Annotated in this window: 23 protein-coding genes, 1 tRNA gene and 1 pseudogene; 17 read left to right on the top strand and 8 right to left on the bottom strand. The window is 70.3% G+C overall.

Features of this window, described 5'->3' with window-relative positions:
• Positions 1–47 precede the first annotated feature (47 nt).
• Both ACFVDP_RS40195 and ACFVDP_RS40190 read right to left on the bottom strand, forming a co-directional pair.
• Positions 48–1,412 (bottom strand): ATP-binding protein, encoded by a 1,365-nt coding sequence (locus tag ACFVDP_RS40195; protein WP_383501539.1) that lies wholly within the window; start codon positions 1,410–1,412, stop codon positions 48–50.
• Positions 1,409–2,194: a hypothetical protein gene (locus tag ACFVDP_RS40190; RefSeq protein ID WP_383501536.1), complete on the bottom strand. Its 786-nt coding sequence runs from the start codon at positions 2,192–2,194 to the stop codon at positions 1,409–1,411. Before ACFVDP_RS40190 ends, ACFVDP_RS40195 begins: the two co-directional genes overlap by 4 nt.
• Before the next feature lie 304 nt (positions 2,195–2,498).
• Between ACFVDP_RS40190 and ACFVDP_RS40185 the strand changes: the two genes are divergently transcribed.
• Positions 2,499–3,302, top strand: coding sequence for an NERD domain-containing protein (locus ACFVDP_RS40185; protein ID WP_383501533.1), 804 nt, complete (start codon positions 2,499–2,501; stop codon positions 3,300–3,302).
• Between the two features lie 189 nt (positions 3,303–3,491).
• Here the strand turns inward: ACFVDP_RS40185 and ligD are convergent, their stop codons facing one another.
• Positions 3,492–4,388, bottom strand: a complete 897-nt coding sequence (gene ligD / locus ACFVDP_RS40180; protein ID WP_383501530.1) for a non-homologous end-joining DNA ligase — start codon at positions 4,386–4,388, stop codon at positions 3,492–3,494.
• Positions 4,389–4,460: 72 nt separating this feature from the next.
• Between ligD and ACFVDP_RS40175 the strand changes: the two genes are divergently transcribed.
• Positions 4,461–5,462 (top strand): Ku protein, encoded by a 1,002-nt coding sequence (locus ACFVDP_RS40175; RefSeq protein WP_383501527.1) that lies wholly within the window; start codon positions 4,461–4,463, stop codon positions 5,460–5,462.
• Between the two features lie 117 nt (positions 5,463–5,579).
• Here ACFVDP_RS40175 and ACFVDP_RS40170 read toward each other — a convergent pair whose 3' ends face one another.
• The 3 genes from ACFVDP_RS40170 to ACFVDP_RS40160 all read right to left on the bottom strand — a co-directional run bounded on the left by ACFVDP_RS40170 (position 5,580) and on the right by ACFVDP_RS40160 (position 8,814).
• On the bottom strand, positions 5,580–6,722 hold the full coding sequence (locus tag ACFVDP_RS40170) for an acyltransferase family protein (protein WP_383501524.1): 1,143 nt from the start codon (positions 6,720–6,722) through the stop codon (positions 5,580–5,582).
• A 140-nt stretch (positions 6,723–6,862) separates the two neighbouring features.
• A complete protein-coding gene (locus ACFVDP_RS40165; RefSeq protein ID WP_383501616.1) occupies positions 6,863–7,234 on the bottom strand; it encodes a helix-turn-helix transcriptional regulator in 372 nt (123 codons plus the stop codon).
• Between the two features lie 122 nt (positions 7,235–7,356).
• The gene (locus ACFVDP_RS40160; protein ID WP_383501521.1) at positions 7,357–8,814 is read right to left on the bottom strand and encodes an MFS transporter; all 1,458 of its coding nucleotides are present in this window, start codon (positions 8,812–8,814) and stop codon (positions 7,357–7,359) included.
• Positions 8,815–8,922: 108 nt separating this feature from the next.
• Between ACFVDP_RS40160 and ACFVDP_RS40155 the strand changes: the two genes are divergently transcribed.
• Entirely contained in the window at positions 8,923–9,237 is a 315-nt protein-coding gene (locus ACFVDP_RS40155; protein WP_383501613.1) for an ArsR/SmtB family transcription factor, read from the top strand.
• 104 nt (positions 9,238–9,341) lie between these two features.
• Positions 9,342–9,481, top strand: a pseudogene (locus ACFVDP_RS40150) (site-specific integrase); the annotation flags it as partial.
• Positions 9,482–9,523: 42 nt separating this feature from the next.
• Here ACFVDP_RS40150 and ACFVDP_RS40145 read toward each other — a convergent pair.
• A complete protein-coding gene (locus ACFVDP_RS40145; protein WP_383501519.1) occupies positions 9,524–10,189 on the bottom strand; it encodes a hypothetical protein in 666 nt (221 codons plus the stop codon).
• A gap of 204 nt (positions 10,190–10,393) precedes the next feature.
• A tRNA-Arg gene (locus ACFVDP_RS40140) sits at positions 10,394–10,465 on the bottom strand.
• 402 nt (positions 10,466–10,867) lie between these two features.
• On the opposite strand from ACFVDP_RS40140, the gene ACFVDP_RS40135 reads away from it, so the two are divergent.
• The 13 genes from ACFVDP_RS40135 (at position 10,868) to ACFVDP_RS40075 (ending at position 25,458) form a co-directional block, all read left to right on the top strand.
• On the top strand, positions 10,868–11,368 hold the full coding sequence (locus tag ACFVDP_RS40135; RefSeq protein ID WP_383501516.1) for a response regulator: 501 nt from the start codon (positions 10,868–10,870) through the stop codon (positions 11,366–11,368).
• A 115-nt stretch (positions 11,369–11,483) separates the two neighbouring features.
• Positions 11,484–12,515, top strand: a complete 1,032-nt coding sequence (nrtL, locus tag ACFVDP_RS40130; protein WP_383501513.1) for an ArgS-related anticodon-binding protein NrtL — start codon at positions 11,484–11,486, stop codon at positions 12,513–12,515.
• 28 nt (positions 12,516–12,543) lie between these two features.
• Complete coding sequence (gene lysA, locus ACFVDP_RS40125; protein ID WP_383501510.1) at positions 12,544–13,935, top strand: diaminopimelate decarboxylase; 1,392 nt, start codon at positions 12,544–12,546, stop codon at positions 13,933–13,935.
• Positions 13,936–14,058: 123 nt separating this feature from the next.
• Positions 14,059–15,351 carry a homoserine dehydrogenase gene (locus ACFVDP_RS40120; RefSeq protein ID WP_383501506.1) on the top strand — a complete coding sequence of 431 codons (1,293 nt, stop codon included), beginning with the start codon at positions 14,059–14,061 and terminating at the stop codon, positions 15,349–15,351.
• A gap of 14 nt (positions 15,352–15,365) precedes the next feature.
• Complete coding sequence (gene thrC / locus ACFVDP_RS40115; protein ID WP_383501610.1) at positions 15,366–16,424, top strand: threonine synthase; 1,059 nt, start codon at positions 15,366–15,368, stop codon at positions 16,422–16,424.
• Between the two features lie 337 nt (positions 16,425–16,761).
• Positions 16,762–17,679 (top strand): homoserine kinase, encoded by a 918-nt coding sequence (thrB, locus tag ACFVDP_RS40110; RefSeq protein WP_383501503.1) that lies wholly within the window; start codon positions 16,762–16,764, stop codon positions 17,677–17,679.
• Between the two features lie 396 nt (positions 17,680–18,075).
• On the top strand, positions 18,076–20,163 hold the full coding sequence (rho, locus tag ACFVDP_RS40105) for a transcription termination factor Rho (protein WP_383501500.1): 2,088 nt from the start codon (positions 18,076–18,078) through the stop codon (positions 20,161–20,163).
• Positions 20,164–20,526: 363 nt separating this feature from the next.
• Entirely contained in the window at positions 20,527–21,627 is a 1,101-nt protein-coding gene (locus tag ACFVDP_RS40100) for an LCP family protein (protein WP_383501498.1), read from the top strand.
• 154 nt (positions 21,628–21,781) lie between these two features.
• Positions 21,782–22,003: a 50S ribosomal protein L31 gene (gene rpmE, locus ACFVDP_RS40095; protein WP_383501495.1), complete on the top strand. Its 222-nt coding sequence runs from the start codon at positions 21,782–21,784 to the stop codon at positions 22,001–22,003.
• A gap of 130 nt (positions 22,004–22,133) precedes the next feature.
• Positions 22,134–23,210: a peptide chain release factor 1 gene (gene prfA, locus ACFVDP_RS40090; protein ID WP_383501492.1), complete on the top strand. Its 1,077-nt coding sequence runs from the start codon at positions 22,134–22,136 to the stop codon at positions 23,208–23,210.
• 48 nt (positions 23,211–23,258) lie between these two features.
• Positions 23,259–24,104 (top strand): peptide chain release factor N(5)-glutamine methyltransferase, encoded by an 846-nt coding sequence (prmC, locus tag ACFVDP_RS40085; RefSeq protein WP_383501489.1) that lies wholly within the window; start codon positions 23,259–23,261, stop codon positions 24,102–24,104.
• A 38-nt stretch (positions 24,105–24,142) separates the two neighbouring features.
• Positions 24,143–24,790 carry an L-threonylcarbamoyladenylate synthase gene (locus ACFVDP_RS40080; protein ID WP_383501487.1) on the top strand — a complete coding sequence of 216 codons (648 nt, stop codon included), beginning with the start codon at positions 24,143–24,145 and terminating at the stop codon, positions 24,788–24,790.
• Complete coding sequence (locus tag ACFVDP_RS40075; protein WP_383501484.1) at positions 24,787–25,458, top strand: protein-tyrosine-phosphatase; 672 nt, start codon at positions 24,787–24,789, stop codon at positions 25,456–25,458. The genes ACFVDP_RS40080 and ACFVDP_RS40075 overlap by 4 nt, the downstream gene beginning before the upstream one ends.
• Positions 25,459–25,528: the final 70 nt, after the last annotated feature.

The raw sequence follows: 25,528 nt of genomic DNA, 5'->3' as shown, positions 1-25,528 counted from the left end.
ACCGTGCGCAAAAGGTCACGGTGGGTGGGATGCGGCCCGGACCGGCGTCAGGCGGGCGCCTGCTCGTCGTACGGCAGGGTCAGCGTCGCCAGCGCGCCGCCGTCCGCCGCGTTCGTGAACTCCAGGCTTGCGCCGAGGACTTCGGCCTGGCCGAACGCGATGGTCAGCCCGAGCCCGTGCCCGCGCGCCCCGCCCTCGGTGCGGAACCGCTGCGGGCCGTGCTCCACCAGATAGTCCGGGTAGCCCTCGCCGTGGTCCCGCACGGTGATCACCGGCCCGTCGACGGTCAGCACCACCGGCGGGCCGCCGTGCCGGTGGGCGTTGCCCACGAGATTGCCGAGCACCCGCTCCAGGCGCCGCCGGTCGGTCTCCACGCACACGTCCCGTACGACGACGACCTCGGTCCGGCCCGCGTCGGTTCCCGAGGCGCGCACGACCCGCTCGGCGACCGGCCCCAGCCAGGCCGCGTCCAGCTCCACCCGCTCGCTGCGCGCGTCGAGCCGGGAGATCTCCAGCAGGTCCTCGGTGAGCGTGCGCAGCGCGGCGACCCGGTCGCGGACCAGCTCGGTGGGGCGGCCCGGCGGCAGCAGTTCGGCCGCCGCGTGCAGCCCGGTCAGCGGGGTGCGCAGCTCATGGGCGACGTCGGCGGTGAAGCGCTGCTCCGTGAGGATGCGGGCCTGGAGCGAGGAGGCCATAGAGTCGAGCGCCCCGGCGACGGCGGCGACCTCGTCCTGGTGGCGCTGCGGGTCCTTGGTGCGCGGATCGTTGACGCGGGCGTCCAGATCGCCCGCGCTGATCTTGCGGGCCACCCGGGCCGTGGTGTGCAGCCGCCGCGTCACCCGGGTCACCGCGAACGCCCCGACGAGCAGCGTCGCGCCGATGGCCAGCACCGAGGAGCCGAGGATCGCGTTGTCGAGGCCGTCGATGGTGCGGGCGCTCTGCTCGTAGTCCACCTCGACGGCGAGCGCGTGACCGGTGGCCGCTGCCTGGGCGGGGGCGCCGGCGCGGGGGGCGATGGGCGGCGTACTGGAGGTCGTGCCGGGTTCCGTGCCCGCCCCGCCGGAGGCCGGCCCCGCCGCCCACATCACCGGCCGCCCGCCCGACCGGCCGAGCATCGTGCCGTGCTCGCCGCGCGCCGCGAGGTCGCGCAGCGACGCGGGCAGGTCCGGCGGGTCGACGGCGACGCCGGGCCCGAGCCGGTCCCCGGCCGCGAGCGCCTTTGCGCCCTCGTCGAGCCGTGACAGCGCCCGGTCCCTGGCCTCGCCCACGGTCTGCCGGGTGACCGAGACATGGACGAGCACTCCGAGCAGCGCGGTGAGCGCACAGCACATCACCGTGATGAACGCCGCCGCCTTCCAGGTGAGCGAGGCGGCCCTGGCGGGCAGCCACGGCCGGTGCGCCGGGAACTTCATGACGCGCTCGGGGAGGGGCGGGCCGAGGGCGTCGCCGACGGGGTCTCGGACGGCGGCTCGGTCGGAGCTTCGGGCGAGCCGGTTCCGGCCGAGGGCGTCTGCGGCGGCCCGGTGCGCACGATCTCGTCGCGGGTCGGCAGCATGGCCTTCTGATGGGCGTCGTACGACCACGAGGTCCGGTACTCGTATCCGGACAGGTCCGCGACGGCCCGCACGACCACGGTGTCCCCGGCCAGCTCGACGCTGATCACGGCGTCCTCGTCGTTCATGATCTGGGTCAGCGTGCCGCCCTCGTACGTGTAGACGCGCACCACGAGCTGCTGCTTCGGCGCCTCGACGCCGACCACCATGTCGTCCTTGCCGTCACCGGTCAGATCCGCGAAGTAGGCGTGCAGGACAGGGCAGTCGGGCCCCCGCTTCCCCTTCCCCTCTCCCGTCCCCGGATCGCCGCAGTCGGCGAGACCGGCCGCGATGTCCTTGTACGAGTCCGGGTCCGCGGCCTGCTGAGCGCGGAGAATGCTGACCGGATCCACCCGGCGCAGATCGCCGCCCGGCACCGCGACGCCCTTGACCACGTCGGTCTCGCCCGCCCCGTAGTCGTCGACGGCGGCTGAGGCGGGGGTCAGGGACGGCCACAGCTCGCGCGGGCCGACCGCCGTCGGGGTGGGGCCCGCGCTCTCGAGACCGCCCGTGTCGCCGCACCCCGTGAGCAGCAGCGCGGCGGCGGGCACGGCGAGCGCGAGAACCGCCGCCGGACGACGGCCGGCGCGCCAGGGCTTCACTGCGCTCCACGCTCCTGTCTCCGACGGCTCTCCCACCCCGTACACCATATGGTCAGGGAAGTTCTTTTTCGGCGGGAGGTCCTTTTTATTAGCCCGTCGGGTCGCGTGCACCCGGTGGGGTGGCGCGGGGTGGCACTACATATGGTTCGACGCGTTGAGCAGGAAAAGTCCGCCATGGCGGCAATGTGTGAGCGCTCCACCGGTCGCTCACCGGCACCCCCTCCGCGCCGCCGGGAGGGGCCTGCGGGCTTCTTGCCTGCGGCCGTTCTGGCTGCTCCCATGGTCGGAGGGGTGGTGATGGGGCATGAGCGGACTGCGCGTCATACCGACCTGGCGGCACGGTCAGGAGCGGCTCTACGTGTACGGGGAGGACGGCACGAACGTCGCCTGGTACGACCGGGAGGCGGGCCGGGTGAACCTGCTCAGCGAGTCGAGCAGGGAGGCCGTGCTCGCGGTGCTCGGCCCGTTCATCGCCGGGCAGTTCACCGTGGGGCCGCCGCCGGTGCCCACGCCGGTGGAGATGGCCCGGCTCAGCCTCCACCCGGACGACGACCTCGCGCCGAACAGGCCGGGCGAGGCCCTGCTGATCTCCCTCGACCGGGACCCCGCACCCCCGCGCAGGCTGCGCGCCGACCCGCGCCGCCGGGCACTCGCAGCGCAGCAGAAGGTCGGCGAGGCGCTCGACGGCCTCGAAGCGGCCGGCTGGCGGGTCCTGCATTCGGTGCCGCTGCCCGGCGGCGCGTGCGTCCACCATCTGCTGATCGGCCCCGGCGGCCTGTTCGCCCTGCACGTCCTGCCCGCCCGTAAACAGCGCGTCCGCGTCGCGGACCCCCTGGTCACCCTGGGCCGCGCCGACCCGCAGCCCCTCCTGCGCCGCATCCGCGCGGACGCCTCCCGCACCTCCTTCGCCCTGACCGCCGAGGTACGGGCCGCGCTGGTCCTGGTGGAACCGGCATCGGTGGAAGTACCGGCACAGCCACGAGACGTACGCGTACTGACAGACACCGAGATACCGGCCCTCGCACAGTCCGGCGGCCTGCTGAAACCGGCAGACGTGGAGGCCCTCCACGCGATGGCCCGGGACAGGGGAACGTGGACGCGGGTCTGAGCCACTGCCGCGCCCCGTGCCCTTGGGGGCGCACGAAGTGTGCCCTCCGGGGGCGCGGGGAACGGCGCGAGAACCCCCACCGGACCGGCACCCGAAGAAATGCGCAGCGCGCAGCGCAAGCCCCAGGGGCGCGGGGAACTGCGCGCCCAGCCCCCACCCACCCGCACCCGACAGACAACGCACCCCCCATCAGAGCGGCACCCGCCCCGCCCGCTCAAGATTGATCAGCGGCCCGAGCAGATCCCCGTACCGCCGCAACCGCGCAGCGATGTCGCCGGCCCGAAACACCATCTCCCCGGCACCCCCGCAGGAAGCGCAGGAAGCGACCTCGTCCCAGGTCACCGGCGCCGACACGGTCGGCTCCGCCCGGGCCCGCAGCGTGTACGGCGCGGCAGTCGTCTTCGCGGCGGAGTTCTGGCTGTGGTCCACGAACACCTTCCCGGCCCGCAGACTGCGCGCCATCCGATGCACGACAAGATCCGCCAGCGCCCCCTCGGCCTCCTGCGCGAGCACCTTCGCATAGGCGCTGACCTGCGCGGACGGAGTCGGCGCCAGCGGCACGAGAAGATGCAGCCCCTTCGACCCGGACGTCTTCGCAAACGCGTGCAGCCCATCGGCGGCAAGCCGCTCACGCAGCCACAGCGCCACCTCGCAGCACTGCGCGACATCGGCCGGCGCCCCCGGATCGAGGTCCAGGACCAGCCGGTCGGCGACGCCCGGCGCGTCCGCCTGCCACTGCGGAGTGTGGAACTCGGTGACGAGATTCGCCGCCCACATCAGCGTCGGCAGGTCCTGCACGAGAATCTGCCGCGCGCCACCGCCCTCCGAGCGCGGAACCTCGGCCGTCTTCACCCAGGCGGGGGTGCCCGGCGGCACGTTCTTGGCGAAGAAGCGCTGCCCCTCGGGTCCGTCCGGAAAGCGCAGAAAGGAGACGGGGCGGTTGTACAGGTGCGGGAGCAGCGCGCCGGCCGTGGTCGCGTAGTAGTGCAGCAGCTCGCCCTTGGTGAACCCGGACGCCGGATACAGCACCTTGTCCAGATTGCTGAGCGCGAGCCGCCGCCCCTCCACTTCTGTGATGGGCGTCATACGGTAATACTCTGACAATCCAAGCAATCCACACTTTTCGCAGACATCTGGTCGCAGTGGGAGGTACGTACCGTGCGCTCCATATGGAACGGCGCCATCTCGTTCGGCCTGGTCAGCATCCCCATCAAGCTGGTCAACGCCACCGAGAACCACGCGATCTCCTTCCGCCAGATCCACCTGGAGGACGGCGGCCGCATCCGCTACCGCAAGGTGTGCGAACTGGAGGAGAAGGAGGTCACGGCCGCCGAGATCGGCAAGGGCTACGAGGACGCCGACGGCTCGATCATCCCGATCACCGAGGACGACCTGGCCTCCCTCCCGATCCCGACCGCGAAGACGATCGAGATCGTCGCCTTCGTCCCGGCCGACCGCATCGACCCCCTCCAGATGGACACGGCCTACTACCTCTCGGCGAACGGCGTCCCCGCGGCCAAGCCGTACACCCTCCTCCGTGAGGCCCTGAAGCGCAGCCAGAAGGTGGCCATCGCCAAGTTCGCGCTACGTGGCCGGGAGCGGCTCGGCATGCTGCGCGTCGTCGACGACGTCATCGCCATGCACGGCCTGCTCTGGCCGGACGAGATCCGCGCCCCCGAGGAAGCGGCGCCCGACACGCACGTCACGGTCCGCGACGCCGAACTCGACCTGGCCGACGCCCTGATGGACACCCTCGGCGAGGTCGACCTCGCCGACCTCCACGACGACTACCGGGAAGCGGTCGAGAACATGCTGGAGGCGAAGGCCTCCGGCGACGAGCGGACGGAAGCCCCCGCGGCGGCCGACGGCGGGGGCGGCCGGGTGATCGACCTGATGGCCGCGCTGGAAGGCAGCGTGAAGGCCGCGAAGGAGGCACGCGCCTCGGGCTCCTCCGGCGGCGAGGCGGCCGAGGTGACGCACCTGGCCGGGCGCACCCGCAAGAAGACCGCGGCGAAGAAGACGACGACGTCCACGAAGAAGACGGCGGCGAAGAAGACCACGGCGAACACGAAGAAGAAGGCGACGTCCGCGAAAGGGACGTCCGCGAAGAAGACCACCGCGGCGAAGAAGACAGCCTCAAGCAAAAAGGCATCGGCCTGAGCCCTCGGGCGACACCTCGGGAACGGCAATGGGGTGCCCGGAGTCATCAAGACCTCCGGGCACCCCATGTCTCGGTCACACCGGTCTCACACCAGGGAGCGGTACGAGGACGAGCCCCTACCTCCGCCGAGCGACGTCGGCGGCGTCCTTCTTGAAAGCCCACTCCATCTTCGGCTCCATGACGAACCGGAACGCGCGTTGCACAGGTGGTGTGCACAGCACGGTGATGAGGGAGGCGGCGAGGACGGTGACGACGATCTCGCCCCAGGGCGTGTGCACCCAGTTCACGTCGTACCAGTCCCAGAACCGGGACCCCTTCGCCAGGAACCCGTGCAGCAGATACCCGTACAGCGTTCCGGCGCCGAGCGCGGTGAACCAGAGCTTGCGCCCAGGCACCCAAGCGAAGAAGCAGGCGGCGAGGATCGCCGAGCAGCCGAACATGGCGAGGGTCATGACTGCGCCGGACCAGCCGGGCGCCGCCAGTTCCTGCGCGCTGTCGCGGCGGTAGAACCAGGCGGCGTTCATCCGCGGCGCCGCCCAGTAGGCGAACAGCAGCGCACTCGCGAACACCGGCAGGGCCAGCAGCCGCGCTTCCTTGCGCCGTACGAGCTGGAAGTGCTCGGGCTTGAGACACAGCCCGAGAACGAAGAAGGGCAGGAACTGGAGCACACGCTGCAGATCCAGGTCGTCACCGATGTCCGGCGAGACGGACGCGAGGATGGCGATGGCGAGCGACAGCGGCAGCGGCCACTTGACGACCTTCCAGAACGGCGTGGACAGCCGCCACACGAACAGCGCGATCAGGAACCAGGTCAGGTACCAGGGATCGAGCAGACTGATCGGGTAGTCGGGATCGCCCCCGGCGGTCCGCTTGAAGAACGTGTACGCCACCTCGAAGACGACGTACGGCACGGCCACACCGGTGATCAGCCGCTTGAGTCTGTGCGGGCTCGCGTCGAAAGACCGCGAGAAGTAGCCGGAGATCACGATGAACGCCGGCATGTGGAACGAGTAGACGGTCATGTAGAGCGCGGACGCCGCCCGACTGTCACCGCGCAGCGGCTCCCAGGAATGTCCCATCGCGACGAGCACGATCGCCAGGTACTTCGCGTTGTCGAAGAACGCGTCCCGCGCCTTGCCGGGCTTCTTCCCAGCCGTGGCGCCGGGCGCCGGTGCCGTGGTGCCCGCGGAGGGTGCGACGGCGGCGCGCTGATCGGGCAGTGGGGCTCGCTGCGCCGCGAGCTGAAGTGGTTCGCTCATGATCCCTCCCAGATGGAACCTCGACTCTCGTCTTCGCGTCTTCTCTGGTTTACGGGAATCATGTGGCGGCGAGACATCTCAGGCACCGTAGTCACCGATTGCGGCGCACGTAAACCTGTGCCGGCCATGGGTGGTGTCTGTCACACACCCGTGGACGGCCCCTGTCGCCCCTTCACCGGCCGCGTATGAATCCGGGACAAACAGGCCGGCAGATCGCCCCCGTCCTCCCGCCCCCGGGCCCGGTAGGCACTGGGCGTTTCCCCCACCAACTCGGTGAACCGAGAGCTGAACGACCCCAGCGACGTACACCCCACCTCGAAGCACACCTCGGTCACCGACAGATCCCCCCGCCGCAGCAGCATCTTGGCCCGCTCGATCCGCCGCGTCATGAGATAGCTGTACGGAGTCTCCCCAAATGCGGCACGAAAGCTCCGCGAGAAGTGCCCGGGCGACATCAACGCGGTCTGCGCAAGAGCAGTCACATCCAACGGCTCGGCATACTCCCGATCCATCCGATCCCGAGCCCGCCGCAACCGCACAAGATCATCCAAATTGCCCACCCGACAACAATCCCACGCACCTCCCGGCCCCGTGGGCGAACTGCCTCTTCCCGAGCCCCGCACCCGACCCGTGTTCATCGCTCGGCTGCGGTGACGGTCTCGCGGTCCGATGAGGGTGAGGTCGCTGGGGAGGAACGGGCCAGTGCCGCCGTGAGGACCGCCATGGCGACGACGAGGGCGACGCTGATCCAGGCCGCGGTCATGGTGGCTGACGCATAACTGGCGGCGCCTGTGGGACGGGTTCCGAGGGCGTTGAAGAACACGGTGCCGATGACCGCAAGGCCGGCCGCGCCCGCGAACTGTTGGGTGGTGTTCAGCATCCCGGAGGCGATCCCGGCTTGCCGGGACCGCACACCGGAGAGGGTGGCACCGATCAGCGCCGGGAGGATCAGGGTGTTGCCCAGGCCCATCAGGGCAAGTGCCGCGGCCAGCCACAGGACATCGACGTGCCCGCCCTGGCCGTTCAATATGAGGGCGAGAGCAAGGTTGGCGAGAAGGTCGATGGCGCAGCCGAGCAGTATGACCTTGGTCGCGCCGTGGGCGACGATCCATCGCTTCCCTGCCAGCGGCGCGACGATTCCGGCGACGGCCATCGGCGCGAAGGCCAGTCCGGCTTGCAGCGGGGTGAGGCCGAGGCCGTTCTGGAGCAGCAGGCTGACCACGAAGATGCTGCTGGTGAAGTAGCCCATGAACGCCACGCTGATGGCCAGCCCTGTGCTGAACGTGCGGACCTGGAAGAGGGACAGGTCCAGCAGCGGTGTACTACCGCGTGCCGGCAGCCGACGCTCGTACGAAAGTGTCAGCAACGCGGCCGGAACGGACGCGATCAGCAGGATCCAGCACCAGGGCGGCCAGCCCTGACTGCGACCGAGCACCAGCGGCACCAGAGCGAGTGCCAGGGAACCGGAAACGCCCAGGACACCCACGGGATCCAGAGCGGCGTGCCGACCGGCCGCACTCCGGGGCAGCACGCGCGCGGCGAGGGTCAGGACGACGACACCGACCGGCAGGTTGAGCAGGAAGATCACCCGCCATCCCAGGCCGAACACATCGGCATCCAGCAGCAGCCCTCCGAGGACCTGTCCGAACACTCCGCTGACGGCGGCCGTGACGCCGAACCAGGCCAGAGCCTTGGGGCGTTCCTCCGTAGCGAAGTTGCCCATGATCATGGCCAGGATCTGCGGCACCATCATCGCCGCCGTCAGCCCTTGCAGCAGACGTGCCGCGACCAGCTGACCGGCGGATTGAGCGATGCCGCACAGCACCGAGGCGACGGTGAAGGCCGCCATGCCGAGGAGGAACATCCGGCGGTGGCTGAACAGGTCACCGAGGCGCCCACCGGTCACCAGCCCCGCAGCGTAGGTGAAGGCGTATCCCCCCACCACGAGCTCCAACGCCACCTGGCCGGCGTGCAGTTCGTGCTGGAGCGACGGAACGGCGACGTTGACCACGTTGAGGTCGAAGCCGTACATGAACATCGCCGCGAGGATGACCGGCAGGAGCAGCCAGTGGCGGCGTTCGGATGAATCCATGACACTCCCCAGGTGTTCGACAATCTTCGACCACGTCGAAGATTGTCGAACAGTACAAAGAAGTTCGACATACGGGAAGCCTCGATCTACGATCCGTTTGTGACGGCGATGACGGACGGGATGCACCCCGACACGAGCGAGCTGCGGCTCGCCAAGGTGCTGGCGGCTCTCGGTGACGAGGGGCGGCTGACCACCGTGCAAGCCCTTGCCCGGCTGGGGGAGTCGGACTGCACCAGACTCCAGGCCGACGCCGGCCTGACGATGAGCCGGTCCACCTTCTCCCACCACCAGAAGGTGCTGCGCGAAGCAGGCATCCTGCACGCGCGAGTCCAAGGCTCCCAGCGCTTCCTCACGCTGCGCAGGGACGACCTGAACGCCCGATTTCCGGGACTGCTCGACGCGATCCTCGCCACACCTGCTTGACCGCAAGGAGCTTGCGGCGGGTGGACGTGCCCTGGAGCGAGCTCACCCGCCACTCACCCGGGAACCGTGCGTAACCGTGCGTGAGAACGACAAAGGGCCGGTCGCTCAACGCCGGCGTCGACCACACCGAGGTGGCCGAGCGTGCGGGCGACAGTGCCGAGGCCCTGCTCACCCGCTACGCGAAATGCTCGACGGTCGTCACGAGGTGGTCAACCGGCGCATTGAGGACCTGCTGCGCGAGTACGCGCGATACCTAGTCCGGGGACCTCGCCAGCCCTCAAGGGATCTAACCCAGCGGGTAGCCGATCTCCGCGAGATCCTCAGCGAGATCGGCCACGGTGACGTCCGGGTTCAACGCGCTGACGACCGAGTCGCTCAGCGGGCGCGAGGCAAAGACATGGGACACGGCCTCCAAGGCCACCGGAACCTCGTAGTAGTCCTCGGCCCACCCCTGAAACGTCTCCGGCGAGCGCTCCACGAGAAGCCGGAACAGATACCCCGCGCCGTCCGGGTCGTCCGGCTGCTCGTCGGGGAACTCGATCGTCCCCGCCTCCCAAGCGCCACGTCCTGTCTCTCGCCACATGCACGCTGTGACGACCGGCATCTCGTCCTCGTCGCAGAACGCGGGCTCCTCGACGCACGATCGAAAGACATCGGGAACCTCGTCGAGCACCCCCGGCCAGGGCCCGTCCTCTGCGTAGGGGCTCATCGGTGATTCGTGCGCGAACCCGCGAATGTAGGCGCCGGCAGGCGAGAAGACGATCGAGAACTCGTCGCCCGACCCGTCCCGCATCGAGGCCATCGACTCGGTCTCGGACCATCGGTCGTTGAAGGAGTAGTACCGGTCCTCCCACTCAGGACTCAGGATGGCCTCCAACACGGCCAAGGAACGGCAGTGCTCGCGGAGCACGGATATCTCGGGCAACTGCCGAGCAACATCATGAACGGTCACTCACGCATCCAAGCGCACGCCTACGACATGCCCCGGTCCTGACGGCGGGAGTTCGGGCCCCAACATGCCCGGAAGCGCGCCCAGTTGCCCCCACCTGCGGAAAGCCCCAAGCCCCCGTCCGCAGGCAGAGCCCCGCAAACAAAAAAAAGACCCCGCCGTCAGCGTCTCCGCTGATGACGGGGTCTCCAGGCACCTAATTCAAGGTGCCCCCGGCAGGATTCGAACCTGCGCACACGGCTCCGGAGGCCGTTGCTCTATCCCCTGAGCTACGGGGGCGTGCGCCGCGCTGTGCGTGGCGACGGGTAGAACCCTACCAGCTCCTTCGGGGTCCTCATGAACAGGTTTTCCGAGGTCGCGGACCGGGATGAGGTGCAGGTCGGATGCGGCGGGCAAGCGCGGTCGGGAGGTAGGCCGGACGTGGCCGGGAAGCAAGCCGTACGGGCCCGGGAAGCCGGCCGGGAAGCAAGCCGTACGGGGTCCCGGAAGGCAGCCGGGAAGCAAGCCGCGCGGGGTTGATGAAGGACGCCGGAAAGCGAGCCGCCCGGGGCCCGGGAAGGCGACCCGGAGTGGCCCAGCAAGGCGACCCGACCCACCCCCGGAAGGCCCCCGTGTCCCCTGTACGGGGCGGAAGTGGGGAAAACCCGGACGCGGTGGCCGGTGCGGACCTACTCTCGAGTTGTGCCAGGCGCGTCCGGCCGGGTCCTTGTCGTGGACGACAACAAGGTGATCCGGCAGTTGATCAGGGTCAATCTCGAGCTGGAGGGCTTCGAGGTCGTGACCGCGGCTGATGGTGCCGAATGTCTGGAAGTCGTGCATCAGGTGCGGCCCGACATCGTCACCCTCGACGTGGTGATGCCGCGTCTCGACGGCCTGCGTACCGCGGCCCGGCTCCGTGCCGATTCCCGGACCAGTGATCTGCCCATCGTCATCGTGAGCGCCTGCACCCAGTACGAGGTGGAGAACGGGCTGGATGTCGGAGTCGACGCCTTCCTCGCCAAGCCCTTCGAGCCCGGTGAATTGGTGCGCGTGGTAGGGCAGTTGAGCGAGCAGGGGAGGGGGCGCGGGGCCCCCGGCGGTCGTGGTGGTGCCGGGGAGGGCGGGGGCGGGGAAGGCTCCGAGTCCCCGTCGAAGAAGGGGGACGGCTCGGCCGAGCGGGCCACCCGTACCGCCGACGCCTGAGGCGAAAGCGCCGGGCGCAGCACGGGCCCGCAGCGTCCAACCACCCCGTCCGCATCCCGGACCATCCGCATAACCGAGTCGCCTACCCACCCCCCTCCTCCCCTACGCTTGCCCTGTGACACCCGCCGACCTCTCCCGCACCGTCCTGCGCGCCGTTCGCCGCGCGGTCGACGACGGTGAGTTCGGTGTGGTCGCCGTGAAGGGCATCGAGCAGGCTGTCGCCCGGGTCGTCGTCGAGCGGCCGCGGCCCGGCGGACACGGGGACTACGCCACGAACGTCGCCCTCCAGATCGCCAAGCCCACCGGCCGGCCCCCGCGCCAGATCGCCGAGGTGCTGTCCCGGCGGCTGACCGGCAGCCCGGGCATCGCGGCCGTCGACATCACCGGACCGGGGTTCCTCAACCTCACGCTCGCCCCGGCAGCCGCCCCGCACCGGACACTCGTCGCCGACATCCTGCGCCAGGGCCTCGCCCACGGGCACGGGGACGCGCTGCGCGGACACCGCCTCGACCTGCGCGTCCCGCGGGAACTGCGCGCCGAGGTCGTCGCCGAAGCCGTCGAGCGGATCGCGCGGAGTCAAGGCGCCGAGGTGCACCGAGCACCGGCCGCCGCGCCCGGCGGCGACGTCACCCTGCGGCCGGTCCCCGTGGCCGACCCCGACGAGCTGTTCGCGCGCCTCGGCCCCGACGCCGCCCGCTGGGCCCTGCTCCACCCCGCCGCCCACGACCACCCGCGCACCACCACCGCCGAGGACCGCGCCATCCTCCTCGCGCAGCGCGAGACGAACCCGCTCTTCCGCGTCCGGTACGCACACGCCCGTACCCGAGCTCTCACCGGCAACGCCGCGGATCTCGGGTACGACAGCGCGCCCGGTGACACCCCCGGCCGTGACGATCTCCTCGGTGCCCTCGCCGAGTACCCCCGCATCCTGCTCGCCGCCGCCCGGCAGCACACCCCCGACCGCCTCGCCCGGCACCTCGTCGTCGTCGCCGACACGCTGCTGCCCGCCCTCGGCGACGTACTGCCCCTGGGCGAGGAGAAACCCTCGGCCGCCCACCGCGCCCGGCTCGCGCTCGCCGAAGCCGCCGGGACGGTGCTGGCCGGTGGCCTGACCCTGCTCGGCATCGACGCCCCCGTACACGTATGAGCATCCCGAAGAGAGCGCAACCGCAGCCATGAGCCGTTCCGCACACCCCGCAGGTCCCCGGCACGCCGACGTCCTGCCCGAAGGGCACTACGCCGCCCCGCCCACCGACCTCAACGTCCTCGACCCGAAGGTCTGGTCGCAGACCGTCGCGCGTACCGCCGACGGCGGCACCACCGTCGGCGGCATCGAAGTCGCCCGGCTCGCCGAGGAGTTCGGCACCCCGGCCTACTTCCTCGACGAGGCCGACTTCCGGGCCCGGTGCGCCGCCTGGCGCGACGCCTTCGGTCCTGACGCCGACGTGTTCTACGCCGGAAAGGCCTTCCTGAGCCGGGCCGTCGTGAAGTGGCTGCACGAGGAGGGGCTCAACCTCGACGTCTGCTCCGGCGGCGAACTCGCCACCGCGCTCGCCGCAGGCATGCCCGCCGAGCGCATCGCCCTCCACGGCAACAACAAGTCGGAAGAAGAGATCGAGCGGGCCGTCGCCGCCGGTGTCGGCCGCATCGTCCTCGACTCCTTCCAGGAGATCGTCCGCGTCGCCCACATCGCCGACCGGCTCGGCAAGCGGCAGCGCGTGCAGATCCGCGTGACGGTGGGCGTCGAGGCGCACACCCACGAGTTCATCGCCACCGCGCACGAGGACCAGAAGTTCGGGATCGCGCTGGCCGGGGGACAGGCCGCCGAGGCCGTGCGGCGGGCGCTCAAGCTCGACGGGCTCGAGCTGATCGGTATTCACAGTCACATCGGGTCGCAGATCTTCGACATGGCCGGCTTCGAGGTCGCCGCGCGCCGTGTCGTCGGGCTGCTCGCCGAGGTGCGCGACGAGCACGGCGTCGAACTCCCCGAGATCGACCTCGGCGGCGGCCTCGGCATCGCGTACACCAGCGACGACGACCCCCGCGAGCCGCACGAGATCGCCAAGGCGCTGAACGAGATCGTGACGAGGGAGTGCGAGGCCGCGAAGCTGCGGACGCCGCGGATCTCCGTCGAACCCGGCCGCGCCATCGTCGGCCCGACCGCCTTCACGCTCTACACCGTCGGCACCGTCAAGCCGCTCGACGGCCTGCGGACGTACGTGTCCGTGGACGGCGGGATGTCCGACAACATCCGTACCGCGCTCTACGACGCCGAGTACACCGTCGCCCTCGTCTCCCGCCGCTCCGACGCCGAGCCCGTCCTGGTGCGCGTCGTCGGCAAGCACTGCGAGAGCGGCGACATCGTGGTGAAGGACGCCTTCCTGCCGGCCGACATCGCCGCCGGCGACCTGATCGCGGTGCCCGCCACGGGCGCGTACTGCCGCTCGATGGCAAGCAACTACAACCACGCGCTCCGCCCGCCCGTCGTCGCCGTGCGCGACGGCGAGGCCCGGGTGATCGTGCGGCGCGAGACGGAGGAAGATCTCCTGCGTCTCGACGTCGGATAAATGAAATATCTGTCTCATAATCCGGACCGGGGGCAGAATCCCCGGTCCGGTAAGTGAGACTGGACCCACCGTAGGGATGTGGTGCGTAGTGCCATGTCGCAGTAGGAGAGGAAACGAGGTCGGATGATGCGTACGCGTCCGCTGAAGGTGGCGCTGCTGGGCTGTGGGGTTGTCGGCTCAGAGGTGGCGCGCATCATGACGACGCACGCCGACGACCTCGCCGCCCGCATCGGTGCCCCGATCGAGCTCGCCGGCGTCGCCGTACGGCGTCCCTCCAAGGTCCGCGAGGGGATCGACCCCGCCCTCGTCACCACCGACGCGACCGCGCTCGTCAAACGCGGCGACATCGACGTCGTGGTCGAAGTCATCGGAGGGATCGAGCCCGCTCGTACGCTCATCACCACCGCCTTCGAACACGGCGCGTCCGTCGTCTCCGCCAACAAGGCGCTGCTCGCCCAGGACGGCGAGGCCCTGCACGCCGCCGCGCTCGACCACGACGCCGACCTGTACTACGAAGCCGCCGTCGCGGGTGCCATCCCGCTGATCCGGCCGCTGCGCGAGTCCCTCGCGGGGGACAAGGTCAACCGCGTGCTCGGCATCGTGAACGGCACGACGAACTTCATCCTCGACAAGATGGACTCCACGGGCTCCGGATACCAGGAGTCCCTCGACGAGGCCACCGCCCTGGGCTACGCCGAGGCCGACCCGACGGCCGACGTCGAGGGCTTCGACGCCGCCGCCAAGGCAGCCATCCTCGCCGGTATCGCCTTCCACACGCGCGTACGTCTCGACGACGTCTACCGCGAGGGCATGACCGAGGTCACCGCCGCCGACTTCGCGTCCGCGAAGGAAATGGGCTGCACCATCAAGCTGCTCGCCATCTGCGAGCGGGCCGCCGACGGGCAGTCCGTCACCGCGCGCGTGCACCCCGCGATGATCCCGCTGACCCACCCGCTGGCCTCCGTGCGCGGCGCGTACAACGCCGTGTTCGTCGAGGCCGACGCCGCGGGCCAGCTGATGTTCTACGGGCCCGGCGCCGGCGGCTCGCCGACCGCGTCCGCCGTCCTGGGCGACCTCGTCGCCGTCTGCCGCAACCGGCTGGGCGGCGCGACCGGACCCGGCGACTCCGCGTACACGCAGCTGCCCGTCTCCCCGATGGGCGACGTCGTCACGCGGTACCACATCAGCCTCGACGTGGCCGACAAGCCCGGCGTTCTCGCGCAGGTGGCGACGGTCTTCGCCGAGCACGGCGTCTCCATCGACACCGTGCGCCAGTCGGGGAAGGACGGCGAGGCCTCCCTCGTCGTCGTCACCCATCGCGCGGCGGACGCGGCCCTCACCGGGGTCGTGGACGCGCTGCGTCAGCTCGACACCGTGCGCGGTGTCGCCAGCATCATGCGTGTTGAAGGGGAGTAGCAGGGATGACCGGAATGACCCACCAGTGGCGCGGCATCATCGAGGAGTACCGGGACCGGCTCCCGGTGACCGACACCACGCCGGTGGTGACGCTGCGCGAGGGCGGCACGCCGCTCGTGCCCGCGCAGGTCCTCTCCGAGCGCCTCGGCTGCGAGGTCCACCTGAAGGTCGAGGGTGCGAACCCGACCGGCTCCTTCAAGGACCGCGGCATGACCATGGCCATCACCAAGGCCAAGGAGGAGGGCGCGCAGGCGGTCATCTGCGCCTCCACCGGCAACACCTCGGCCTCCGCCGCCGCGTACGCCGTGCGGGCCGGGATGGTCTGCGCCGTGCTCGTGCCGCAGGGCAAGATCGCGCTCGGCAAGATGGGCCAGGCGCTGGTCTACGGCTCGAAGATCCTCCAGGTCGACGGCAACTTCGACGACTGCCTGAACCTGGCCCGCAGCCTCTCCGAGAACTACCCGGTGGCGCTGGTCAACTCCGTCAACCCGTACCGCATCGAGGGCCAGAAGACCGGCTCGTTCGAGATCGTGGACGCGCTCGGCGACGCGCCCGACATCCACGTCCTCCCGGTCGGCAACGCGGGCAACATCACGGCCTACTGGAAGGGCTACAAGGAGTACGCCGCCGACAAGGTGTCCTCCCGCACCCCGCGCATGTGGGGCTTCCAGGCCTCCGGCTCCGCGCCGATCGTGCGCGGCGAGATCGTCAAGGACCCCTCGACGATCGCGACCGCAATCCGCATCGGGAACCCGGCGTCGTGGAACCACGCGCTCGCCGCGCGCGACGAGTCCGGCGGCTTCATCGACGAGGTGACGGACCGTGAGATCCTGCGCGCCTACAAGCTGTTGGCGTCCCAGGAGGGTGTCTTCGTCGAGCCGGCGTCCGCCGCGTCCGTCGCCGGTCTGCTGAAGGCCGCCGAGCAGGGCAAGGTCGACAAGGGGCAGAAGATCGTCTGCACCGTGACCGGCAACGGCCTCAAGGACCCGGACTGGGCCGTGGCCGGCGCTCCGCAGCCCGTCACCGTCCCGGTCGACGCGGCCGCCGCCGCCGAGCGGCTCGGCCTCGCCTGAGTCCTTATCCGGCGCTGACACCTCGTCAACTGGACGTATCCGCATACGGGGTGCACAGGGGGCTTACGACACGCATCGTGCGCCTCCTGTGCGCCCTATGTCGCCACAGAACCTTCCTTCGATAGGCTGTACCGAACCCGCCCACCGCATATGCAGCGGTGCCGCCGCCGTTCCGTCGTTTTCTCTTGTGATTCCGTCGATCGCGGCCCGGGTGCCCCAGATATCGAAGTCCTCATCACAAAACATCGGAAGTCTCGGAAGTTCTCGAAACCTCGACCGTTCGACCGTCTTCGGAAGTTCTCGAAACATCCCGCAGCTCAAGGAGAGTCATCGAGCGATGGCCGGTCCCGCGTTCCGCGCCGCCGCCGTCAGGGTGCGCGTCCCCGCCACCAGCGCCAATCTCGGCCCGGGCTTCGACAGCCTCGGCCTGTCGCTGGGGCTCTACGACGACGTGGTCGTCAGGGTCGCCGACTCCGGGCTGAACATCGACATTGCGGGAGAGGGCTCCGAGACCCTGCCGCGCGACGAGTCGCACCTGCTCGTACGGGCCCTGCGCACCGCCTTCGACGCGCTCGGCGGACAGCCGCGCGGCCTGGAGATCGTCTGCGCCAACCGCATCCCGCACGGCCGCGGCCTCGGCTCGTCCTCCGCCGCCATCGTCGCGGCCGTCGTCGCCGCGCGCGCCGTGACGATAGGCGGCGACGCCCGGCTCGACGACGCCGCGCTGCTCGAACTCGCCACCGAGATCGAGGGCCACCCGGACAACGTGGCGCCCTGCCTGCTCGGCGGCTTCACCATCGCCTGGATGGAGAGCGGCGCGGGCCGGGCGATCCGCCTGGCCGCGGCCGATTCCATCGTTCCGGTGGTTTTCGTGCCCGGAAAGCCCGTCCTCACCGAGATGGCGCGAGGACTCCTGCCGCGCAGCGTCCCCCATGTGGACGCCGCGGCCAACGCGGGCCGGGCGGCCCTGCTCGTCGAGGCCCTCACCCGGCGCCCCGAGCTGCTGCTGCCGGCCACTGAAGACCGACTTCACCAGGACTATCGCGCTCCGGCCATGCCGGAGAGCGCCGCCCTCGTGGAGCGGCTGCGGGCCGACGGTGTCCCCGCAGTGATCTCCGGGGCGGGGCCGACGGTCCTCGCCCTCGTGGAGGACGGAGCGGCCGACAAGGTCGCCCGGCTGGCCGGAGAGGGCTGGGCGGCCAATCGCCTGGCCCTCGACGTCGAGGGAGCGAGCGTGCTGCCGCTTGGCTCCTGACACACGGTTGCCGGATGAGAGAGGGGGAATGTTTGTTGGATCCGGTAGTGTTAACCTCAAACCTGCACCCGACCCCACCATGGCGAGGTGCTGTGTGTCCCCGTCCGGGACAACCATTCTTCCGGGAGCCTCCCCAGCAATTCATCGCGATGCCGTCGCTCGTCGACAGCTCGCGCTGAACGTTGTCGAGCTTGCTCCGGAACCGGCGTGACCGAGCCGCGTGACACAGAAATTCAGTGCACCCGCGGAATCCGGAATCGCTGCCACCAATGAATTCTTCCGCCTCATCGGCGGACAACCGCCCCGGCACGGTCCGTACCGAGAGGACCACCGCCGGACAGCACAACCGGTCGCCGAGCCAGACAGGCCGACGTCCGCTCCAGGGAAGGACCCTTCGTGAGCGACACCACCGATCTGATGGGCGTGACTGCCGACAGCTCTGCTGCCGCGCCCGCAGCGTCTGCAGGGGATGCCTCTGCTGCGCCTGCCCGGCGGCGCCGCGGTACCGGCCTCGACGGCATGGTGCTGGCCGAGCTGCAGCAGGTCGCATCGGGCCTCGGTATCAGGGGGACTGCGCGGATGCGCAAGAGCCAGCTGATCGAGGTCATCAAGGAGGCGCAGGCCGGCGGCGGTGCCCCGGCGAAGAGCGCCGACACCGCCGAGGCCAAGCCGAAGCGCCGGGCCACCTCGAAGGCCCGCACCGGCGACGAGCCCGTGGCCGATTCCGGCGCTGCCAAGGCGGAGAAGGCCGAGTCCGGCCCCGCCAAGGCCGAGAAGGCCGAGTCGGGCGCTGTCAAGGCGAAGAAGGCCGTCGCCCAGCAGCAGATCGACATCCCGGGCCAGGGCGCCGGGGACGAGCAGCCCGCCGCCGGTGAGCGCCGGCGTCGCCGCGCGACCGCCGACGCGGGCAGCCCGGAGACCGTCACCGCCGAGGCCAAGGCCGACTCCAAGCAGGACGGCCAGGGCGACGGCGGCCAGGACAACAGCGGCAACGAGGGCCGGCGCGAGCGCCGCGACCGTCGTGACCGGGGCGACCGCGGCGAGCGTGGTGACCGCGGCGAGCGTGGTGGCCGCGACCGGGACCGCCGTGGCGGCAAGGGCGACGACCAGGGCCAGGGCCAGGGCAACAAGGACCAGGGCCAGGGTGGTGGCGGCAACCGCCAGCAGCAGGGCGGCCGCCAGGACCGTCAGGACCGTCAGGACCGCAACAACGGTCCGCAGGACGACTTCGACGACGAGGCGGGCGGCCGTCGTGGCCGTCGCGGGCGCTACCGCGACCGCCGTGGCCGTCGCGGGCGTGACGAGCAGGGCTTCGGCAACGAGCCGCAGGTGTCCGACGACGACGTGCTGATCCCCGTCGCCGGCATCCTCGACATCCTCGACAACTACGCCTTCATCCGTACGTCGGGCTACCTCCCGGGCCCCAACGACGTCTACGTCTCCCTCGCCCAGGTCCGTAAGAACGGCCTGCGCAAGGGCGACCACGTCACCGGTGCCGTGCGCCAGCCGAAGGAGGGCGAGCGCCGCGAGAAGTTCAACGCGCTGGTCCGCCTCGACTCGGCGAACGGCATGGCGGCCGAATCCGGCCGCGGGCGCCCGGAGTTCAACAAGCTGACGCCGCTGTACCCGCAGGACCGGCTCCGCCTGGAGACCGACCCGGGTGTGCTCACGACCCGCATCATCGACCTCGTCGCGCCGATCGGTAAGGGCCAGCGCGGTCTGATCGTGGCCCCGCCGAAGACCGGCAAGACCATGATCATGCAGGCGATCGCCAACGCGATCACGCACAACAACCCCGAGTGCCACCTGATGGTCGTCCTGGTCGACGAGCGTCCGGAAGAGGTCACCGACATGCAGCGGTCGGTCAAGGGCGAGGTCATCTCCTCGACCTTCGACCGTCCGGCCGAGGACCACACCACGGTCGCCGAGCTCGCCATCGAGCGTGCCAAGCGCCTGGTGGAGCTGGGTCACGACGTCGTCGTGCTGCTCGACTCGATCACCCGTCTGGGCCGCGCCTACAACCTGGCGGCTCCGGCCTCCGGGCGCATCCTGTCCGGTGGTGTCGACTCGACGGCCCTGTACCCCCCGAAGCGCTTCTTCGGCGCCGCGCGCAACATCGAGGACGGCGGCTCGCTCACCATCCTCGCCACCGCGCTGGTGGACACCGGGTCCCGCATGGACGAGGTGATCTTCGAGGAGTTCAAGGGCACCGGCAACGCCGAGCTCAAGCTCGACCGCAAGCTCGCCGACAAGCGCATCTTCCCCGCGGTGGACGTCGACGCGTCCGGTACCCGTAAGGAAGAGATCCTGCTCGGCAGCGACGAGCTGGCGATCACCTGGAAGCTGCGTCGCGTGCTGCACGCGCTCGACCAGCAGCAGGCGATCGAGCTGCTGCTCGACAAGATGAAGCAGACGAAGTCCAACGCGGAGTTCCTGCTCCAGATCCAGAAGACGACGCCGACGCCGGGCAACGGCAACGACTGACGCTCCGCTGAGCTGGATCATCGAGGCTGGTCCCCGTCGCAGTGCGCGGCGGGGACCAGCCTCTTTCGTGCGTGCGTCGTCGGGCGCGGGTCTCGTCGTGGCTGGTCGCGCAGTTCCCCGCGCCCCTGTCGGGGCGCTTCTCCGGAGACCTTCACCACATGCATAAGAATTCGGGGCCTTTGTGAAGCATGTAGTGGGCACGGACGAAAGTGCAGGTGGGAGGGGTTAGGGACCTTAGTCCCGTTACGTTCCGTGAGTGTGGGTACTCGCTGTGGACACAGTTCGCTGTGCAACCCTTCTTGGCGATTCGCCGTCACACCAGGTGAGGGCCACAGTGGAGCTGACAGACCCAGCGAGGAACACATGCCGGACCGTGACAGCAAGCCCGGGCGCCGTCGCGCCAAGGGCCGCCGCCGCAAGCCGCGCGGCGGACGCAGCAAAGGGCTGCGCATTGCGGCATGGAGCGCGGCGGGCATCGTCGTCCTCGGCGGCACCGGGCTCGGGTACGTCTACTTCAAGCTCGACGGCAACATCAAGAGCGTCGACATCAACGCGGCGCTCGGCACCGACCGCCCCCAGAACGTGGACAACGGCTCGCAGGACATCCTGGTCCTCGGCTCCGACAGCCGGGCCGGTGCCAACAAGAAGGCCGGCGGCGGCCAGGACGACGGCTCGGCCCGCTCCGACACCGCGATGATCGTCCACATCTACAAGGGCCACAAGAAGGCCAGCGTGATCTCCATACCCAGGGACACGCTCGTGGACCGGCCCGAGTGCACCGACAGCAAGGGCACCGCGCACCAGGCGGCCACCCAGGTCATGTTCAACTCCGCCTACTCGACGGGCGGCGCGGCCTGCGCGGTCAAGACCGTCGAGTCGGTGACCGGCATCCGTATGGACCACTACGTCGAGGTCGACTTCAGCGGCTTCGAGCAGCTCATCGACGACCTCGGCGGCGTCGAGGTCACCACCACCAAGGCGATCGACGACCCCGACAGCCACCTCACGCTCGACGCGGGCACCCACACGCTCGACGGCAAGCAGGCCCTCGGCCTCGTCCGCACCCGGCACGGCGTCGGCGACGGCAGCGACCTGGGCCGCATCCAGCTCCAGCAGGCGTTCATGAAGGCCCTGATGGACCAGCTCAAGAGCGTCGGCGTCTTCACCAGCCCCAAGAAGCTGTACGACCTCGCGGACACCGCCACCAAGTCCGTGACCACGGACTCGGAGCTGGCGTCGGTGAAGGACCTGGCCTCGTTCGCGAACGGGCTCAAGAGCATCGGCTCGAACGACATGAACATGGTGACGCTGCCGGTGCAGTACGACACCAACGACGCCAACCGCGTCCTCGTCGACGAGACCAAGGCCGACCAGGTCTGGAAGGCGCTCAAGGCCGACAAGGCCATCCCGAAGTCGGTCGGCGAGGGCACCGCCACCGGCCAGGCCGACGGCGTCGTGAAGTAGCCGGAGGCGCCCCGGGGGACACCGGGGAATACTTCCGGACCCACCCCGGTTTTGGGGGATGCGGCCAGTGCTGGCAGACTGGTCCGTCGGCTCCGGTTCACGCTCCCGCAATCCGCGGCTGCGACCCGGCGCCCTCCCGAACCTAGGAGACACCTTGAAGCGCGACATCCACCCCGAGTACGTCGAGACCCAGGTCAGCTGCACCTGTGGCGCGTCGTTCACCACTCGTAGCACCATCGACTCCGGCACCGTCCGTGCCGAGGTCTGCTCCGAGTGCCACCCGTTCTACACGGGCAAGCAGAAGATCCTCGACACCGGTGGCCGCGTGGCCCGCTTCGAGGCCCGCTTCGGCAAGGCTGCCGCTGCCAACAAGTAGCGAGGCTCCAGCGCCGGTCTCCGGTGTCCCCTGTTTTGCGTTTCGCGCGGGGGCACCGGGACCGGCGCTTTGCGGTGCAGCCCCCCTGCATCTGGAATGACACAGCCCCCCGTACCAGCAGGAGCCGGAGATGTTCGAGGCCGTCGAGGACCTGATCGGTGAGCACGCCGATCTGGAGAAGAAGCTCGCGGACCCGTCGGTCCACGCCGACCAGGCCAACGCGCGCAAGCTGAACAAGCGCTACGCCGAGCTCACCCCGATCGTCTCGACGTACCGCTCCTGGAAGCAGACCGGGGACGACATCGAGACGGCCAAGGAGTTCGCCGCCGACGACCCCGACTTCGCCGCCGAGGTCAAGGAGCTGGAGAAGTCGCGCGAGGAGATCACCGAGAAGCTGCGGCTTCTGCTGGTGCCCCGCGACCCCTCCGACGACAAGGACGTCATCCTCGAGGTCAAGGCCGGCGCGGGCGGCGACGAGTCCGCCCTGTTCGCCGGTGACCTGCTGCGCATGTATCTGCGGTACGCGGAGCGCGTCGGCTGGAAGACCGAGATCATCGATGCCACCGAGTCCGAGCTGGGCGGCTACAAGGACGTCCAGGTCGCCGTGAAGACCAAGGGCGGCAACGGCGCGACCGTGCCCGGCCAGGGTGTGTGGGCCCGCCTCAAGTACGAGGGCGGCGTGCACCGTGTGCAGCGCGTGCCCTCGACCGAGTCGCAGGGCCGCATCCACACCTCCGCCGCCGGCGTGCTCGTCACGCCCGAGGCCGAGGAGGTCGACGTCGAGATCCACGCGAACGATCTGCGCATCGACGTGTACCGCTCGTCGGGCCCCGGCGGGCAGTCCGTCAACACGACGGACTCCGCCGTCCGCATCACGCACATCCCCACGGGCGTCGTGGCTTCGTGCCAGAACGAGAAGAGCCAGCTGCAGAACAAGGAGCAGGCGATGCGTATCCTGCGCTCCAGGCTCCTTGCCGCGGCGCAGGAGAAGGCCGAGGCCGAGGCGGCCGACGCCCGTCGCAGCCAGGTCCGCACCGTCGACCGCTCCGAGAAGATCCGTACGTACAACTTCCCGGAGAACCGCATCTCGGACCACCGCGTCGGCTTCAAGGCCTACAACCTGGACCAGGTGCTCGACGGCGACCTCGACGCCGTCATCCAGGCGTGCGTCGACGCGGACTCGGCCGCCAAGCTCGCCGCGGCGTAGAACCCGCACAGCCCCCGAACCCTGCTCGAATCCTGCCGGAGGACCAGCGTGAACCTGCTGCTCGCGGAAGTGGCCCAGGCCACTCAGCGGCTGGCCGACGCCGGCGTGCCCTCGCCGCGCAACGACGCGGAGGAGCTCGCCGCGTTCGTGCACGGCGTCAAGCGGGGTGAGCTGCACACCGTCAAGGACAGTGACTTCGACGCCCGTTACTGGGAGGTCATCGCCCGCCGCGAGGCGCGCGAACCGCTCCAGCACATCACCGGGCTCGCCTACTTCCGCTACCTGGAGCTCCAGGTCGGGCCCGGTGTCTTCGTGCCGCGCCCCGAGACGGAGTCGGTCGTCGGGTGGGCCATAGACGCCGTGCGCGCGATGGACGTCGTCGAGCCGCTGATCGTCGATCTGTGCACCGGATCCGGCGCCATCGCCCTCGCGCTCGCACAGGAGGTGCCGCGCTCGCGCGTGCACGCCGTGGAGCTGTCCGAGGACGCCCTCAAATGGACGCGGAAGAACGTCGAGGGGTCCAGGGTCGACCTGCGTCAGGGAGACGCTCTGGCGGCCTTCCCCGACCTCGACGGCCAGGTCGACCTCGTCGTCTCCAACCCGCCGTACATTCCGCTCACCGAGTGGGAGTACGTGGCGCCCGAGGCCCGCGACTACGACCCCGACCTCGCCCTGTTCTCCGGCGAGGACGGCCTCGACCTGATCCGCGGCATCGAGCGCACCGCCCACCGGCTGCTGCGCCCCGGCGGTGTCGTCGTCATCGAGCACGCGGACACCCAGGGCGGCCAGGTGCCGTGGATCTTCACCGAGGAGCGGGGCTGGGCGGATGCCGCGGACCACCCGGACCTCAACAACCGGCCGCGGTTCGCGACCGCCCGCAAGGCGACGCCGTGACCGATCCCCGTTACGTTCCTGAGCAGGAGGCCCGCTAAATGGCACGGCGCTACGACACCAACGACGCGACCGACCGCATCACCGGTCTGCGCGAAGCCGCGTCCGCCGTCCGCCGCGGCGAGCTGGTCGTCCTCCCCACCGACACGGTCTACGGCATCGGCGCCGACGCGTTCTCGGCCGAGTCGGTCGGTGACCTGCTGGAGGCCAAGGGCCGCGGCCGCAACATGCCGACCCCGGTGGTCATCCCGTCCCCGAACACGCTGCACGGCCTCGTCACGGACTTCTCCGAGCTGGCCTGGGAGCTGGTCGACGCCTTCTGGCCGGGCGGGCTCACCCTCGTCGCCAAGCACCAGCCGTCGCTGCAGTGGGACCTCGGGGAGACCCGGGGCACCGTCGCGGTGCGGATGCCGCTGCACCCCGTCGCCATCGAGCTGCTCACCGAGGTCGGCCCGCTGGCCCTGTCGTCGGCGAACCTGACCGGACACCCCTCTCCCGAGACCTGTGACGCCGCGCAGGAGATGCTCGGCGACTCCGTCTCCGTCTACCTCGACGGCGGCCCCACCCCCGGCAACATCCCCTCCTCCATCGTCGACGTGACCGGCCCCGTACCGGTCCTGCTGCGTGCGGGCGCGCTCAGCGCCGACGAGCTGCGCAAGGTGGTACCCGACCTCGAGGTGGCGAATTGACAGCCCCTGAGACGGGGCGTGGCATAGGCACCGAGTCCATCCCGTACGGGGAGCCTCTGGTGCTCCCCGGCGACTCCTTCCGCATCCTCCACGTCAGCACCGGCAACGTGTGCCGCTCGCCGATCACCGAGCGGCTGACCCGGCATGCCCTCGCCGCCCGGCTGGGTGAGCGGGTGGCCGGCGGTCTCATCGTGGAGAGCGCGGGAACCTGGGGCCACGAGGGCGCCCCCATGGAGGCCAACGCGGAAGCGGTCCTGGCCGACTTCGGCGCGGACGCCTCCGGCTTCGTCGGGCGCGAGCTGCTCGACGACCACGTCATAAGAGCCGACCTGGTGCTGACCGCGACCCGCGATCACCGCGCGCAGGTCATCTCCATGGGGCACAGCGCGGGCCTGCGCACGTTCACGCTCAAGGAGTTCACCCGGCTGGTGCGGGCCATAGACCCGGCGACCCTGCCCGATCCGGTGGAGGCCGGGGTGGTCGAGCGCGCGCGGTCCCTGGTGCGTGCCGCGGCCGCTCTACGCGGGTGGCTTCTCGCGCCGAGCGTCGAGGCCGACGAGGTGTACGACCCGTACGGGGCGCCGCTGCCGTTCTTCCGGTCGGTCGGCTCGGAGATCAGCGAGGCGCTGGATCCGGTGGTCTCGGCCCTCACGGGCGTGCCCAAGTAAGCGCCCCTCGCGGAGCCGCACAGGACACTTCCCCGCGCCCCGGGCGGGGCTCGGATCTAGGCTGGTAGGC

Source organism: Streptomyces sp. NPDC057694 (genome assembly GCF_042799415.1).
Classification (GTDB): domain Bacteria; phylum Actinomycetota; class Actinomycetes; order Streptomycetales; family Streptomycetaceae; genus Streptomyces.
Note: the sequence above shows the minus strand (reverse complement) of the source record. Positions and strands in the feature narration are given on the sequence as shown.